This window comes from Alishewanella sp. HL-SH05, from assembly GCF_052655985.1.
The window spans coordinates 187,501-201,616 of sequence record NZ_CP199753.1 but is presented as its reverse complement, the minus strand read 5'-3'; the positions used below and the strand labels follow the sequence as shown (position 1 = coordinate 201,616).

16 protein-coding genes and 1 pseudogene (1 of these 17 cut by a window edge) are annotated in these 14,116 nt (G+C 46.8%); 9 read left to right on the top strand and 8 right to left on the bottom strand.

Annotated elements, in window-relative coordinates; translation table 11 throughout:
* Positions 1–2 precede the first annotated feature (2 nt).
* On the top strand, positions 3–1,454 hold the full coding sequence (locus ACUJFL_RS00990; RefSeq protein WP_226750694.1) for a TrkH family potassium uptake protein: 1,452 nt from the start codon (positions 3–5) through the stop codon (positions 1,452–1,454).
* A gap of 10 nt (positions 1,455–1,464) precedes the next feature.
* Here the strand turns inward: ACUJFL_RS00990 and trkA are convergent, their stop codons facing one another.
* The 4 genes from trkA to def are packed head-to-tail and all read right to left on the bottom strand — an operon-like array spanning position 1,465 to position 5,617.
* Positions 1,465–2,841: a Trk system potassium transporter TrkA gene (gene trkA, locus ACUJFL_RS00985; RefSeq protein ID WP_226750695.1), complete on the bottom strand. Its 1,377-nt coding sequence runs from the start codon at positions 2,839–2,841 to the stop codon at positions 1,465–1,467.
* Between the two features lie 8 nt (positions 2,842–2,849).
* Positions 2,850–4,151, bottom strand: coding sequence for a 16S rRNA (cytosine(967)-C(5))-methyltransferase RsmB (gene rsmB, locus ACUJFL_RS00980; protein WP_445428224.1), 1,302 nt, complete (start codon positions 4,149–4,151; stop codon positions 2,850–2,852).
* Positions 4,148–5,089, bottom strand: a complete 942-nt coding sequence (fmt, locus tag ACUJFL_RS00975; RefSeq protein ID WP_226750697.1) for a methionyl-tRNA formyltransferase — start codon at positions 5,087–5,089, stop codon at positions 4,148–4,150. The genes rsmB and fmt overlap by 4 nt, the downstream gene beginning before the upstream one ends.
* Positions 5,090–5,101: 12 nt before the next feature.
* The gene (gene def, locus ACUJFL_RS00970) at positions 5,102–5,617 is read right to left on the bottom strand and encodes a peptide deformylase (RefSeq protein ID WP_226750698.1); all 516 of its coding nucleotides are present in this window, start codon (positions 5,615–5,617) and stop codon (positions 5,102–5,104) included.
* A gap of 125 nt (positions 5,618–5,742) precedes the next feature.
* Here def and ACUJFL_RS00965 point away from each other — a divergent pair, with 125 nt between their 5' ends.
* The 4 genes from ACUJFL_RS00965 to ACUJFL_RS00950 all read left to right on the top strand — a co-directional run bounded on the left by ACUJFL_RS00965 (position 5,743) and on the right by ACUJFL_RS00950 (position 9,053).
* On the top strand, positions 5,743–6,849 hold the full coding sequence (locus ACUJFL_RS00965; protein WP_306177496.1) for a LysM peptidoglycan-binding domain-containing protein: 1,107 nt from the start codon (positions 5,743–5,745) through the stop codon (positions 6,847–6,849).
* A gap of 26 nt (positions 6,850–6,875) precedes the next feature.
* Positions 6,876–7,961, top strand: a complete 1,086-nt coding sequence (dprA, locus tag ACUJFL_RS00960; RefSeq protein WP_445428223.1) for a DNA-processing protein DprA — start codon at positions 6,876–6,878, stop codon at positions 7,959–7,961.
* Between the two features lie 2 nt (positions 7,962–7,963).
* Positions 7,964–8,437 carry a DUF494 family protein gene (locus ACUJFL_RS00955; RefSeq protein WP_306177498.1) on the top strand — a complete coding sequence of 158 codons (474 nt, stop codon included), beginning with the start codon at positions 7,964–7,966 and terminating at the stop codon, positions 8,435–8,437.
* A 61-nt stretch (positions 8,438–8,498) separates the two neighbouring features.
* Positions 8,499–9,053, top strand: a complete 555-nt coding sequence (locus ACUJFL_RS00950; protein WP_306177499.1) for a DNA topoisomerase family protein — start codon at positions 8,499–8,501, stop codon at positions 9,051–9,053.
* Here ACUJFL_RS00950 and ACUJFL_RS00945 read toward each other — a convergent pair.
* Positions 9,050–10,179, bottom strand: a pseudogene (locus ACUJFL_RS00945) (5-(carboxyamino)imidazole ribonucleotide synthase). The gene ACUJFL_RS00950 and the pseudogene ACUJFL_RS00945 sit on opposite strands and share 4 nt — an antisense overlap.
* Positions 10,176–10,667: a 5-(carboxyamino)imidazole ribonucleotide mutase gene (gene purE / locus ACUJFL_RS00940; RefSeq protein ID WP_226750704.1), complete on the bottom strand. Its 492-nt coding sequence runs from the start codon at positions 10,665–10,667 to the stop codon at positions 10,176–10,178. The pseudogene ACUJFL_RS00945 and the gene purE overlap by 4 nt, the downstream one beginning before the upstream one ends.
* Positions 10,668–10,788: 121 nt before the next feature.
* Here purE and ACUJFL_RS00935 point away from each other — a divergent pair, with 121 nt between their 5' ends.
* Both ACUJFL_RS00935 and hemF read left to right on the top strand, forming a co-directional pair.
* Positions 10,789–11,343 carry a Sua5/YciO/YrdC/YwlC family protein gene (locus tag ACUJFL_RS00935; RefSeq protein ID WP_445428222.1) on the top strand — a complete coding sequence of 185 codons (555 nt, stop codon included), beginning with the start codon at positions 10,789–10,791 and terminating at the stop codon, positions 11,341–11,343.
* Position 11,344: 1 nt separating this feature from the next.
* Positions 11,345–12,277 (top strand): oxygen-dependent coproporphyrinogen oxidase, encoded by a 933-nt coding sequence (gene hemF / locus ACUJFL_RS00930; protein WP_226750706.1) that lies wholly within the window; start codon positions 11,345–11,347, stop codon positions 12,275–12,277.
* Here the strand turns inward: hemF and ACUJFL_RS00925 are convergent.
* Positions 12,274–12,696: a group II truncated hemoglobin gene (locus ACUJFL_RS00925; RefSeq protein ID WP_236129156.1), complete on the bottom strand. Its 423-nt coding sequence runs from the start codon at positions 12,694–12,696 to the stop codon at positions 12,274–12,276. The genes hemF and ACUJFL_RS00925 overlap by 4 nt on opposite strands.
* Positions 12,697–12,724: 28 nt before the next feature.
* On the opposite strand from ACUJFL_RS00925, the gene aroE reads away from it, so the two are divergent.
* Together aroE and ACUJFL_RS00915 are read left to right on the top strand one after the other, a co-directional pair.
* Positions 12,725–13,540: a shikimate dehydrogenase gene (gene aroE, locus ACUJFL_RS00920; RefSeq protein ID WP_445428221.1), complete on the top strand. Its 816-nt coding sequence runs from the start codon at positions 12,725–12,727 to the stop codon at positions 13,538–13,540.
* The gene (locus ACUJFL_RS00915) at positions 13,537–13,773 is read left to right on the top strand and encodes a DUF1488 family protein (RefSeq protein ID WP_229588393.1); all 237 of its coding nucleotides are present in this window, start codon (positions 13,537–13,539) and stop codon (positions 13,771–13,773) included. The genes aroE and ACUJFL_RS00915 overlap by 4 nt, the downstream gene beginning before the upstream one ends.
* On the opposite strand, the gene ACUJFL_RS00910 is transcribed toward ACUJFL_RS00915, so the two are convergent.
* Positions 13,770–14,116 carry the 3' portion of a gamma carbonic anhydrase family protein gene (locus ACUJFL_RS00910; RefSeq protein ID WP_226750710.1) on the bottom strand. Its footprint extends 187 nt past the window's final position, so only the last 347 of its 534 coding nucleotides appear in the window; its start codon lies off the right edge, out of view — the gene reads right to left on this strand; its stop codon occupies positions 13,770–13,772. The two genes, ACUJFL_RS00915 and ACUJFL_RS00910, sit on opposite strands and share 4 nt — an antisense overlap.

Sequence of the window (14,116 nt, the reverse complement as noted above, 5' to 3'; positions counted from 1 at the left end):
TTATGCAATATCGTTCGATTATCCGTATCTTGGGGATGCTGATTGCTATCTTCAGTATCACCATGGTGCCGCCGGCGATGGTGGCGTTCTGGTATAAAGATGGTGCGGGTTTACCCTTTATTTTGTCCTTTTTAATGTGTGTTGCCATCGGTTTTATCACCTGGTATCCCAATCGTAAATACCGTCGCGAACTTAAAGTGCGTGACGGTTTTTTAATTGTAGTGCTGTTTTGGATTGTGCTCGGTGCGGTGGGCGGCATCCCGTTAGTTCTGGCTGAATATCCGAATTTGAATCTCGCTTCCGCGATGTTTGAAGCTTTTTCTGGCTTAACTACGACCGGCGCCACGGTGCTAACCGGCATTGAGTTGTTACCCAAGGCCATTCTCTATTATCGTCAGCAATTACAATGGCTAGGCGGTATGGGGATTATCGTTTTAGCGGTGGCCATTTTGCCACTGCTCGGTGTGGGTGGGATGCAGTTGTTTCGTGCTGAAACACCCGGGCCGGTTAAAGATAACAAAATGACACCGCGTATTGCTGATACCGCAAAGCACCTCTGGTATATCTATTTAGCTTTAACCATTACTTGTGCGTTAGCTTTTTATCTAGCCGGTATGTCGGCGTTCGACGCCATCTGTCATGCGTTTTCAACAGTCGCCATTGGTGGTTTTTCTACTTATGACGCCAGTATGGGCCATTTTAACAGTCCGTTGATCAATCTGATTTGTGTGTTCTTTTTGTTTATTAGCGCGGTAAATTTCACCTTGCATTTTGCTGTCGTGCGCGGCAAAAATTTAAGAACTTATTTTGGCGATCCAGAATTTAATACCTTTTTGGGTATTCAAGTGGCGTTGATTCTCATCTGTTTCTTAGTGTTGCTGCACACCAGTGTCTATCCCGATCAGCTCACTGCGCTAAATCATGCCGTATTTCAAGCCGTGTCTATCTCCACTACCGCCGGTTTTGCTACGGATAGCTTTTCAGCTTGGCCATTGTTTTTGCCTATTTTGCTAATATTTTCGAGTTTTATTGGCGGTTGTGCCGGCTCGACCGGTGGCGGCATGAAAGTTGTGCGTGTGCTGTTGTTGTTTAAGCAGGGTGCGCGTGAGCTCAATCGCTTGGTGCATCCACGCGCGGTATATGCCATTAAGTTAGGTCGTCGTGCTGTAGAAGATCGCATTGTGCAAGCGGTATGGGGCTTCTTTGCGGCTTATGCGTTAGTGTTTGTGGTCATTATGCTGGCGTTGATTTTTACTGGTTTAGATAATATTACGGCGTTTTCGGCAACGGCGGCTTGTTTAAATAACTTGGGGCCCGGTCTGGGCGAAGTGGCCGCTCACTTCGGTAATATCCCCGATGCCAGTAAATGGATTTTGATTGTAGCTATGGTGTTCGGTCGCTTGGAGATTTTCACTTTGCTGGTGCTATTTACCCCTGCCTTTTGGAAAGACTAAGCTTAGCGTGTTAGATAAAAATCGCACTCACTTGGAACAACTTTTCGACTTCCACAATGTGTTTTTTATCGACCATAAATAAGATAACGTGATCATCAGTATTGATGCGCGTATTATCATGGGCAATCATGACTTCATCGCCTCTGACGATGGCGCCGATAGTGGTGCCTGGCGGCAGCTTAATTTCGCCAATGGTTTTACCGACCACCTTGCTGGTGCTGCTGTCACCATGCGCGATGGCTTCAATGGCTTCAGCCGCGCCACGGCGCAGTGAATACACATTTACAATGTCACCGCGGCGAATATGCGTCAATAATGCTGAGATAGTGGCTTGTTGCGGCGACACTGCAATATCCACTTCACCACCTTGCAATAAATCAACATAGGCACTGCGTTTAATCAGCACCATGGTCTTTTGTGCCCCCATACGCTTTGCCAGCATGGCCGACATAATGTTGGCTTCGTCATCGTTTGTTACTGCAATAAAAACATCGATTTGCTCAATGTTTTCTTCTTCTAACAATTCAGGATCTGAAGCATCGCCGACATAGACAACAGTGTTATCTAAGCCACTAGATAAGAATTCAGCCCGTTCTTTACTACGCTCAATTAATTTTACACTATGAGTTTTTTCTAATGCGCGGGCTAAACCAAATCCGACGTTACCACCACCGGCAATCATGATCCGTCGATAGCTACGTTCTAACTTTTGCAGTTCGCTCATTACCGCGCGGATGTGTTTAGTGGCGGCGACAAAGAACACTTCGTCGTCGGCTTCGATAATGGTTGTGCCCAGCGGTTTTATTGCATTACCACGGCGATAAATGGCGGCTACACGGGTTTCGATATGTGGCATGTGTTCTTTAAGTGCCGATAATGCATGGCCCACTAATAAGCCACCGTAATAGGCTTTCACCGCAACTAAACTGACTTTACCTTCAGCAAATTCAACAACCTGTAGTGCGCCGGGGTAATCAATTAGCCGGCGAATATAATTGGTCACCAACGCTTCCGGTGCAATAAAGTGGTCAACGGGCATATCGTCTTTATGAAAGAGTTCATCGCGGTACTTTAAATACTGATTGGTGCGAATACGGGCAATTTTCAGCGGCGTATTAAACATACTGTAGGCCACCTGACAGGCCACAATGTTAACTTCATCCGAGTTGGTCACGGCAACAACCATGTCGGCATCTTCGGCGCCGGCTTTGCGCAAAATATCAGGATGTGAGCCATGACCAAACACCACCTGCAGGTCAAAACGATCTTGCAATGAGCGCAGTTTATCCAGATTAGTATCAACAATCGTAATATCATTCTGTTCACCGACTAGGTTCTCTGCCAGTGTTGCGCCAACTTGTCCTGCCCCTAGGATGATGATTTTCATAGTCTGTCTCAGTTCGGCGTTGCTTTGTGTAACAAGGCAAAGAAGAAGCCATCCATGTCGGCTGCACCCGGTAAGATTTGCCAACAAGCTTCGGTACCGGCCTGAGTGATAGGCACTAGGCTTGCATCGGCTTGGTGTGCCAAAAATTGCGTGATTTGTAGCTGGTTTTCGGCCGGTAACACACTACAGGTTGCATAAAGTAAGGTACCGCCAGGTTTTAATAGCTGCCAGGCTTGTTGCAAAATGTCGGTTTGTAAGCTGGCTAAATTAGCGATATCGGCTTTTTTACGTAACCAGCGAATATCAGGATGGCGCCGGATCACACCAGTGGCCGAACAGGGTACATCTAATAAAATGCGATCAAACAGGTTGCCTTGCCACCAGCGTGCAGTATCCAGCACATCGGCAGCAACGACGCGAGCCTCTAATTGTAGCCGTGCTAAGTTTGCATGCACACGCTCTAATCGCTTTTCATCACGGTCCAGTGCGGTTAAATGCAGGTCAGTGGTCTGTTCCAAAATATGGCACGTTTTGCCACCGGGCGCACAGCATGCATCCAGTACTTGCTCGCCGGGTTGTGCATTCAGCAATAAAGCGGCATGTTGCGCTGCGGCATCTTGCACGGAGAACCAGCCTTGCTGATAGCCCGGTAAGCTGGTGACATCGCAAGCTTGTTGTAGTTTGATCGCAACCGGTAAATAGCTAAAGGGTTGGGTATAAGCAATATCTTCAGCCGTTAGTGCAGCACAAAATTGCGTTGGGCTGATTTGTTGCTGATTAATGCGCAGCCATAACGGCGCTTTTTGTTGGTTGGCTAACAGGATATCAGTCCAATCTGCAGGGTAGGCTTGTTGCAACGCGCTGATTAGCCAGCCGGGGTGGTTAAATTTCACGGCATCAGGCGCATGACTAAAATCAAATAATGCCGGTTGACGTTGCACACTGCGTAACACCGCGTTAATCAGTTTTGTTAGGCTTTGGCCTTTTAAACTTCGAGCGGCTTCAACCGTTTCGCTGATGGCGGCATGATCAGGAATGCGCATAAACTTTAACTGATAAATGCCCACATACAACAAGAACTGCAACGGCCGCAGTTGTTTCACCAACGGTTTGCTCATCAGTTGTTGGCAAACGGTTTCCAGTTGCGGTAAGTAACGCATGACCCCAAAGCAAATTTCTTGAAGCAAAGCTTTGTCTGCGGGCAAATCTAATTTAAGTTGTGCCCTAGGTAAGGCATCCGATAAAGATTTACCTTGGTCAATCACTTGATAACAGGTATCGGCAGCGAGTGCGCGAAGTTGTGCACTCATAATTGCTGACCCACTGATAACCAGTCACTGCGGCCATTTAAAAAATCAGCCGCTGACATAGGTTTTTTACCGGGAGGCTGCAGTTGCGTAATCACCAAAGTCCCTTGCTGGCAGCTGATATAAATACCGGTTTTATCTGCCCTAATAATGACGCCAACAATTTGTTCGTCACTCGGTACAACATGTGCTTGCCATACTTTGACCGCACCTTGGGGTAGCTCAAGATAGCTGACTGGCCACGGGTTAAAAGCTCGCACTTCACGCTCTAGCGCATCGGCGTTCTTATTAAAATCAAGACAAGCCTCTTCTTTCGATAGTTTTTGTGCATAACTGGCTGCAGCGTCTTGTTGGGCTTCGGCTTGTTGTTGCAACTGAGGTAGTTGAGTCAGTGCAGTGAGCAACGCTTGTGGCCCCAACTCTGCCAATTTGCCATACAAAGTGGCACTGGTGTCGGTTGAAGTGATTGATATCGCGGCTTTACTGAGCATCGCTCCGGTGTCTAACCCTTCGTCCATTTGCATAATGGTGACGCCCGTTTGTTGATCGCCAGCCCAGAGCGCGCGTTGAATAGGTGCTGCGCCACGCCAGCGCGGTAACAACGAACCGTGCACATTGATACAACCCAAGCGCGGGGTGTCTAACACTATCTTGGGTAAAATTAAGCCATAGGCAACGACAATCATCAAATCGGCGTTCAAGGCGGCTAACTCTTGCTGCGCAGCCGCTTTTTTGAGTGATTTAGGTTGATATACCGGGATCTGCTGGCGCTCAGCTAATTGTTTTACTGGGCTTGGTTGCAGTTTTTGACCACGCCCAGCCGGTCGGTCGGGCTGGGTGTAAACCGCTACAATCTGATGTTCGCTCGCTAACAACGCCTGTAAGTGGCAGGCGGCGAAATCCGGTGTACCGGCAAAAATAATTCGAAGAGGTTGGGTCACAGTTTTTCCTGTTTACAGCGCGTGGCGTTCAGCCAGTTTGGCTTCTTTTTCTAGCTTTTTGCGGATACGCTCGCGTTTTAAAGGCGACAGATAATCAATAAACAGCTTGCCAATTAAATGGTCTAGTTCATGCTGTAAGCAAATGGCGAGTAGGCCATCGGCGTGCAGTTCAAAACTATTGCCATCAATATCCTGAGCTTTCAAGGTAATATTTTTGGCTCGCTTCACTGACGCGTAGTTTTGCGGCACAGATAAGCAGCCTTCTTCATAGCTGGTTTCGCCATCGTGTGCGATAATCTCAGGGTTAATAAAAACCATGGGTTCACTGCGATCTTCTGAGTGATCTAACACGACGATGCGTAAATGCTGATTAACTTGAGTCGCCGCTAAGCCGATACCATTTTCATCATACATGGTGTCGAGCATATCGGTGACTAACTGCCGAATTTCCGGCGTAATAGTGGTGACCGGTTTGGCAATAGTGCGCAAACGATCGTCTGGGTAATGTAATACTTTTAAAACAGCCATAACACCTACAAAAATATGCTTTAATTAAATCACTGTGGTATGTTTTAATTTTAGCCATTATTGCGCTGCAATAACAGCTTAGTATGTAATAATTACAAAACAGTATAGTTTTAAAGGAAGCTGGCATGCTGAAAAAAATAACATTGATAATAGCGGCCTCAATATGTTGGTTTTCAGCTAGTGTGTTAGCAGATGTATTAAAGTTGCGCGACAATGCACCGATGACCTACGTGGTTAAAGCGGGGGACACATTATGGGATATTTCTGGTTTATATCTGAATGAGCCTTGGTTGTGGCCGCAATTATGGCAAATGAACCCACAAGTTGATAACCCACACTTAATTTATCCTGGTGATATTTTAACGTTAACCTTTGATAGTGAAGGTCGCCCAGTATTGGCCGTGAATAAGCGGGCGGTGCGTTTAACACCACAAACTCGCACTACGCATAAAAATCCGGATGCAATAGCCACCTTACCCTTGGGTATCATACGTCCTTTCTTAACCTATGATCAGGCCTTATCGCAAGTTGAGATCGATGCTTTACCTTACATCTTAGGAAGCAATCGCGCCTCTAAAAGTGCGGCTGAAACACAGACGTTATATGTGAATAATGAGCTACTGCAAGGTGCCGCTTATGCAGTATATCGACAAGGCCGTGCTTATGTTGATCCGGATACCGGTGAAACACTGGGTTATGAAACGCGCTTAGTTGCCACCACCCGAGTTATTCGGGGTGGCAGTGCAGCAACAGAAAGTAGTGCTTTTGAGCCCGCCGCCATGCAGGTACTGAATATTACTCGAGAAATTCGCCAAGGCGACAAGGTGATCCAGGCCTACGATTCGCAATCTTTGCCCGTCCATTTTTTAATGACACAGCCAAGTATACCTATCGAAGGGCGCATCATTTCGGCGTCGTCTGATTTACGAGAAGTCGCTAAAATGGATGTGGTTATTCTTAACCGCGGTGAGCAGGAATTAAAAGCCGGTCACATGCTGGGTATTTATCGGCAATCACCAACCGTGGTTGACGGCCGTAATGGTCCTGTGTATTTAGAAGATGCAACCAAGCTGCAAAAACTGATGCGTGATGTTGGTGGTGAAGCCATTGAAATGCCGAAAGAGAAAGTCGGTGAAATGATGGTCTTTAAAACCTCAGAAAAAGTCAGTTTTGCAATTGTCACGCAAACCATTGCTCCGGTTCGCGTTGGAGATAGTATCGGCAACTTATAAGGTAAACTGTCGGGAGCTGTGATGTTATGGAAGCATTACATACATGGCTTGCGTTAGCGAGTGTGCATGGTTTAGACGGCCAGCGCTGTCGCCAGCTAAACGAGCATATTGGTTTGGCAGAGTTATTGGCTTTGCCGGCCAGCACCTTACAACAGCTGGGCCTGACTAAAAAACAGGCCCAACTGCTTTGTTATGAGAGTGCGTCTTGGGTTGAGCAAGCGCTGAATTGGCAGGCCGAAACGCCTGATCAGCATATTATTCCTTTTGACCATCCGTTTTATCCTCCGTTATTAAAAGAAACTCCACATCCACCCGCCGTATTATTTGTTAAAGGCCAAGTAGAGTTATTAGCGTCGGCACAAATTGCCATGGTAGGCAGCCGTGCGCCTACTCCTACCGGCAGAGCGGTTGCTCGACAACTGGCAGCTGAGTTGACTGAACAAGGTATGGTCATTACTTCAGGAATGGCAAAAGGGATTGATAGTGAAAGTCATGTAGGTGCTTTAAACGCTGGTGGGAAAACAGTAGCCGTATTAGGGCACGGGCTGCGACAAGTTTATCCTAGTTGTAATCGTCATTTAGCTACACGTATTGTGCAAGCGGGTGCTCTTATTTCTGAATATTTTCCAGATGTGCGTGCCCGAGCTGAATTTTTCCCGCAACGAAATCGCATTGTTGTTGGTCTAAGTACGGGTACTGTTGTTGTTGAAGCCGCATTAAAGAGTGGTTCGTTAATTAGTGCGAATCTTGCTGCGGATTATAATCGTGAAGTGTTTGCTGTACCGGGCAGTTTTCATAATGCGCAAGCAGCAGGCTGTCATTACCTGATCCAACAAGGCGCTAAACTTGTCAGTTGTGTGGCCGATATACTAGAAGAGCGAACGGTTTTTGCTGATAACGGTTTAGCTGTTGCCCCAGAAATAAATGTCACGCTAGACTTGTGCAGTCAGCAGTTGTTCGATAACGTAGGAGATAGTCCCATACCAGCCGATGTGCTGGCAGAGCGGGCCAACATGTCAGTGGCAGACGTATCCATTACCTTACTTGAGCTTGAATTAGCCGGTAAGGTTGCAGCAGTTCCCGGTGGTTACATTAGATTGAGGAGTACCTGATTATGTTTGATATCCTCGTTTATCTGTTTGAAAATTATATACATAGCGAAGCTGATATTTATGTAAATCATGCCGATCTGACCAAAGAGCTCAGTAAAGCCGGTTTTCATGATGATGATATATTTCGTGCCTTAAAATGGTTAGATCGATTATCTGCTTTGCAAGAGAATCAAACTAAACCTTATCTTTCCAAAGTAGCGAGCAACTCGACGCGGATTTTTACTGCAGACGAGTATCGTAAAATTGATACCCCAGGCCAAGGTTTCTTGATGTTTCTTGAGCAAGTTAACGTGCTTGATGCCACAACCCGCGAAATGGTAATTGATCGGGTTATGGATTTAGACAGTGCTAGTATCAGTTTGGATGATCTTAAGTGGGTTGTCTTAATGGTGCTGTTCAATGTACCTGGTCGAGAAAGTGCTTATGCCCAAATGGAAGATTTAATTTTTGACGAAGTTGATGGGCCGCTACACTAGCGCGTAGAATGCACATTAATGCTGGCGAGTGGTTCGTCAGCATTATTCAACTTAGGCTGTTATGACCGATCCTTCACCGTTATTTTCTCTGCCGCAACAAACCGAACACTGCCCGCTGTGCCAACAGCCCTTACAGATCCGCTCAGGTAAAAATGGGGCTTTTTTAGGTTGCACCGGTTACCCAAGCTGCCATTATATTAAAGCACTACATCAGCATGAAACCAGCGTAGTTAAGGTACTAGAGCAAGAGCATTGTCCAGAATGTTCAAGTACTTTGGCGGTGAAAAATGGTCGTTATGGTATGTTTATAGGCTGCACCAATTATCCTGCGTGTCATTTTATTGTCCATGAAGAACCGGTAACTACTGAGCAGCCAAATGTCAGTTGTCCTAAATGCCAGAAGGGGAGTTTATCCGAGCGGTTAAGTAAGTTTGGTAAAACCTTTTGGGGTTGTGATCGATATCCGCAATGCAAGTTTATTGTTAATGACCAGCCAGTGGTTGGGATCTGTCAATACTGTGCCTTTCCATTATTATTGCAGAAGAAATCGGGGCAGGTCTGTGCCAGTAAAGCTTGCCAACAGAAACAAACTGCCCCGGATCCTAGCTTGGATTAAAGTTGATGTAACATCTGCTCGAGTTCAGGAAAAGTACTTGCCGGTAATTGATCAATCAATTTAGCAAATTGGGCTTTAAGTTCGGCTGTGCTGTTGGCCGATAAATTGATATGACCCATCTTCCGACCCGCACGTTTAGTTTTGCCATACCAATTCAAACCCAGCGCAGGAATATTCAGAATGGCGTTGGGCACTTCATCTTCACCCAAGATATTCACCATCAGCGTTGGCCGCACCAAGGCGGTACTGCCTAACGGCAAACCACAGACTGCACGTAAATGATTGGCAAACTGACAGCAATCAGCACCTTGCTGTGTCCAGTGCCCCGAGTTGTGCACGCGTGGGGCGATTTCGTTCACCAGCAATTGGCCAGCCACATCAAAGAACTCAATTGCTAATACACCAACGTAATCGAGTTGTTCGGCAACGGCAGCAAACATCTGTTCTGCTTGGTGTTGCAGTGCGTGATCCACTGGACGTGCTAACGACACACTGAGTACACCGTTAACATGATGGTTTTCAGTTAGTGGATAAACTTTCACTTCACCTGTTCTACTGCGAGCACCGACCAGCGATACTTCACGTTGAAAGCCAATGAATTGCTCCGCAACGATAGCTTGGCTGCTATCTGCCGCTAAAAAATCGGCCATTTGCTGCCATACGGTGGCAGTTTGCGCGGCCTCTTTTAAACGCCACTGGCCTTTGCCATCATAGCCCGCCAGGGCGCTTTTAAAGATAAGCGGTAAGCCTAAGCGACTCACCGCCTTTTCAAAATCGGCCTGGTTGTTGATCACCTGATAAGCGGCATTGGCAACACCCGCGCTGGCCAGTAAGGCTTTCTCTACCCGACGATCCCCCCTGCACGAATAGCGCTGGCGCCCGGTAAAAATTTACCACTAGCTTGGCATTGCTCTAAGATAGCCAAGGGAATATGTTCAAACTCAGCAGTCACCACATCAGCAGCTTCAAGTGCTTGCGCTAAGCCGCTGCCTAATTGTTGCTGGGTTAACGGGTGCACTAGCGTGTCTGTATTGACATCATAAGCACTGATGGTGATGTTTAACGGTGCTCCAGCAAGCGCCATCATCCGTGCCAATTGGCCGGCACCTAACACTAATACTTTCATAGTGCGACCTGTGATGGATCCGGTTGGCTTAATACCGACTCGGTTTGAGCCGCGCGGAAAGTATCAATTTGGGCCAATAAACTTGCATCGCTGGTGGCTAAAATTTGCGCGGCTAACAAACCTGCATTGGCGGCACCCGCATCACCAATCGCCAGTGTGCCTACAGCAACACCTTTTGGCATTTGTACAATAGATAATAAAGAGTCGATACCCTTTAAAGCTTTTGACTGCACAGGAACACCTAAAACCGGCAAACTCGTAAAAGCGGCGGCCATACCCGGTAAGTGCGCAGCACCACCAGCACCGGCAATGATCACTTTCAAACCCCTTGCAGCCGCGCCAGTGGCATAATCAGCCAGTAATTGTGGGGTGCGATGAGCCGAAACCACCTTGGTCTCATAGGCAATGCCAAAACGGTCAAGCATATCTGCCGCATGTTTCATGGTAGGCCAATCTGACGTTGAACCCATGATAATACCAACCTGCATAGTGGTTTCCTTGTGAACTTGATGAAGTCGAAGTTTGAAACGGTTATTATACCGCCCATCGTGTTACGAATAAAATGTTTAGTGGCTAGGTCGTCTGTCTGCGGCATGAATTAGGTGAAAAATGGCAACAATTGATACTGCAGTAGAACAATTAATGGCAGGCGAGGTGATTGCATATCCTACCGAAGCGGTTTATGGCCTTGGATGTGATCCGGATAATGAAGATGCGGTGTTAAAACTGCTCGCGATTAAGCAGCGTCCCGTTGCAAAGGGCTTGATCCTGATTGCCGCGAACTACTCCCAGTTAGTGCCTTACATCCACGACAACGCTATTCCTATAGAGCGGCGTTTTCAAATATTTTCATCTTGGCCAGGTCATGTGAGTTGGGTTCTTCCCGCCAGTGCTAAGGCGCCGCGTTGGATAACAGGCAATTTTAATAGTATTGCGGTGCGTGTCAGTGCACATCCGGTAGTACAACAGTTATGTCAGGCTTATGGTAAACCTATTGTTTCCACCAGCGCTAATCTTGCAGGTGAAGCAGCCATTAATGATTATCAGCAATTATTAGCCAGTATTGGCTTACAAGTCGCTGCGGTGGTTGATGGGCCTTTAGGGGGGGCGACGCAACCTAGCCAAATACGTGATGCCATGACCGGCGAAATCATCAGGAGTTAATATGCCTCATCATTCTGAGCAACTTGCTCAAGTACAAGCCTTTTTAATGGCGTTACAAGATCAACTGTGCCAGCAACTCGCTGATGCCGATGGTGGCGCGCAGTTTGTTGAAGATGCTTGGCAGCGACCAGAAGGCGGTGGTGGTCGCAGTCGGGTATTAACGGGTGGTCAAGTCTTTGAGCAAGCAGGTGTAAATTATTCACATGTGTTTGGTGCACAGATGCCAGCCTCTGCGACTGCGCATCGCCCTGAGTTAGCGGGACGCAACTTTAACGCTTGCGGTGTATCTTTGGTGTTGCATCCTAATAATCCTTATGTGCCAACTACACATGCCAATGTCCGATTTTTTATTGCAGAAAAAGACGGCGAGGAACCGGTATGGTGGTTTGGCGGCGGGTTTGATTTAACGCCTTACTATCCATTTGAAGAAGATGTTGTTCATTGGCATCAAACAGCTAAGGATGCTGTCGATCCTTTTGGTGCAGATTATTACCCTGCTTATAAGAAGTGGTGTGATGATTACTTCTATTTAAAACATCGTGGCGAAACCCGCGGTGTAGGTGGCTTATTTTTTGATGATTTAAATGTTTTAGGTTTTGAGCAAAGCTTTGCGTTAATGCGTGCGGTAGGAGAAGCCTTTATTCCGGCATATCTGCCCATTGTGGCAAAACGTAAAGCCTTGGCATATACCGAGCGTGAGCGCCAATTTCAACTCTATCGGCGTGGCCGCTATGTAGAGTTTAATTTGGTTTATGATCGCGGCACTTTATTTGGTTTGCAAAGTGGCGGGCGTACCGAGTCAATCTTAATGTCGATGCCGCCTTTAGTTCGTTGGCAGTATGCTTATCAACCTGAAGCGGCTAGCCCAGAAGCGTTGTTATATGAGCGTTATTTAAAGCCGCAAGATTGGTTGGGTTTGTTAGCCGCTAACTAACAGTTGATCATATGTGACGCCAGTTGACCAATCGACTGGCGGATCCCTTCGCGTAACACTTTATCGCTGACCACTTCATTTAATGCCTGATTCATACAAAACATCCATTCTTCACGCATTTGCTCATTGACTTCAAAGGGTAAATGCCTGGCACGAAGCCGAGGGTGCCCATATTTTTGTTCGAATAAAGCTGGGCCGCCTAACCAACCAGACAAAAACTCAAAAAACTTCTGCCGAATACCATCTAAAGGTAAAGGATGCATGGCATATAGGGCTTTCGCTTCAGGTGCCGTTTCCATAATGTCGTAAAAACGGTTGGCCAAGTGACGCACTGCCGTTTCGCCGCCCATTAATTGATAAGGTGTTTGCGTTGGAGTGGGATGCGTATTGCTATTTGTGTTACTTTTATTAAAAATCATCTGTATTAACTTCTTAAAAGGCATCATTGTGGACCGTTACGCAGTATTTGGTAATCCAATAGGGCACTCTAAATCCCCTTTTATTCACCAGCAATTTGCATTGCAAACGGCTGAACCCATCAGTTATGAGGCTATTCTAGCACCGGTAGAGGGTTTTGCCGACAGCTGGCAGCACTTCATCAATGCCGGTGGCAAGGGCGCAAATGTCACTATGCCGTTTAAAGAGCAAGCGTTTGCCTTAGCGCAAGTGCGTTCAGAGGCGGCGTTACAAGCTGGGGCGGTAAACACCTTATATTTTAACGATGCTGGCCAAATTGTTGGGGATAATACGGATGGTGTGGGCCTACTGCACGACTTGCAGCGATTAGGCGTGGTACTAGCTGAAGCTAAAGTGTTGATCATCGGCGCGGGCGGCGCTACTCGCGGTATAGTGGGGCCTTTATTAAAAGCAGGCGTAGGGCAAATTGTTATTGCTAATCGTACCCAAGCCAAAGCTGAAGCAATTGCGGCAAATTTTAATGCCAAGGTAAGTGCAGCAGCGTTAACCGATATACCGATGTTACCTTATCAATTCGTTATTAATGCAACTTCATCAGGTTTAACTGGGCAGCGACCTGAATTTGACAGCGTGCATTTAGCGCATTGTCAATTAGCTTATGACATGTTGTACGGTGCTTCACCCACTGCTTTTCTGGTATGGTGCCAGCAACAGGGTGTGCAAAATACTGCAGATGGTTTAGGAATGTTAGTGGGGCAAGCGGCCGCCGCGTTCGCTTTATTCCGTGGCAAGCAACCGGATATGGCGCCGGTACTGGCGCAGTTAAAGGCACAATTAGCGTTATGAACCAGCAATTAATTTTTAATAACGACTTTCACTATGCAGCGCCTAAACAAGCCATAGCCTTTAGTTGCTTAGTAAGTGGTTTAAAAGTGCAGTGTTATATCGCTATACCGGCAAAGCAAGATGCACAAGACTTCCTCTCCCAAGTAATCGCTGATGCGTTTACTTGGGAAGATCTGACTGAAACCGCTATTGCCGAAGATACCTATATAGAGAGTGGTGAAATTTGGCTTTAACCTTCCGCCAAATACTCATTCTTTAATTGGACATAATTTAAAGCCGACTCAGTTAGAAAGCTTTTCTCATGATCATTTAATGGCCGAGCCGCTTTAGCGGGGCTACCCACATATAAATAGCCGCTTTGTAGTGTTTTACCTGGCGGCACTAAACTTCCCGCCCCGATAATTACATCATCTTCTACCATTACATCATCCATAACAATGGCACCCATGCCAACAAGTATGCGGTTGCCTAGGGTGCAACCATGTAGCATGACTTTATGTCCCACCGTGACATCTTCACCAATAATCAAGGGTGAGCCAGCGGGCTTGCCTTTGCTTGGGCGTGATAAATGTAAAA

Excerpts from the sequence above, each read along its gene's own strand:
- ACUJFL_RS00950 (WP_306177499.1), top strand. The coding sequence starts at position 8,499 with ATGACCGATCCTTCACCGTTATTTTCTCTGCCGCAACAAACCGAACAC.
- def (WP_226750698.1), bottom strand. The coding sequence starts at position 5,617 with ATGGCTGTTTTAAAAGTATTACATTACCCAGACGATCGTTTGCGCACT.
- trkA (WP_226750695.1), bottom strand. The coding sequence starts at position 2,841 with ATGAAAATCATCATCCTAGGGGCAGGACAAGTTGGCGCAACACTGGCA.
- ACUJFL_RS00990 (WP_226750694.1), top strand. The coding sequence starts at position 3 with ATGCAATATCGTTCGATTATCCGTATCTTGGGGATGCTGATTGCTATC.
- dprA (WP_445428223.1), top strand. The coding sequence starts at position 6,876 with ATGGAAGCATTACATACATGGCTTGCGTTAGCGAGTGTGCATGGTTTA.
- purE (WP_226750704.1), bottom strand. The coding sequence starts at position 10,667 with ATGCAGGTTGGTATTATCATGGGTTCAACGTCAGATTGGCCTACCATG.
- hemF (WP_226750706.1), top strand. The coding sequence starts at position 11,345 with ATGCCTCATCATTCTGAGCAACTTGCTCAAGTACAAGCCTTTTTAATG.
- ACUJFL_RS00965 (WP_306177496.1), top strand. The coding sequence starts at position 5,743 with ATGCTGAAAAAAATAACATTGATAATAGCGGCCTCAATATGTTGGTTT.
- ACUJFL_RS00915 (WP_229588393.1), top strand. The coding sequence starts at position 13,537 with ATGAACCAGCAATTAATTTTTAATAACGACTTTCACTATGCAGCGCCT.
- rsmB (WP_445428224.1), bottom strand. The coding sequence starts at position 4,151 with ATGAGTGCACAACTTCGCGCACTCGCTGCCGATACCTGTTATCAAGTG.
- ACUJFL_RS00955 (WP_306177498.1), top strand. The coding sequence starts at position 7,964 with ATGTTTGATATCCTCGTTTATCTGTTTGAAAATTATATACATAGCGAA.
- ACUJFL_RS00935 (WP_445428222.1), top strand. The coding sequence starts at position 10,789 with ATGGCAACAATTGATACTGCAGTAGAACAATTAATGGCAGGCGAGGTG.
- ACUJFL_RS00925 (WP_236129156.1), bottom strand. The coding sequence starts at position 12,696 with ATGATTTTTAATAAAAGTAACACAAATAGCAATACGCATCCCACTCCA.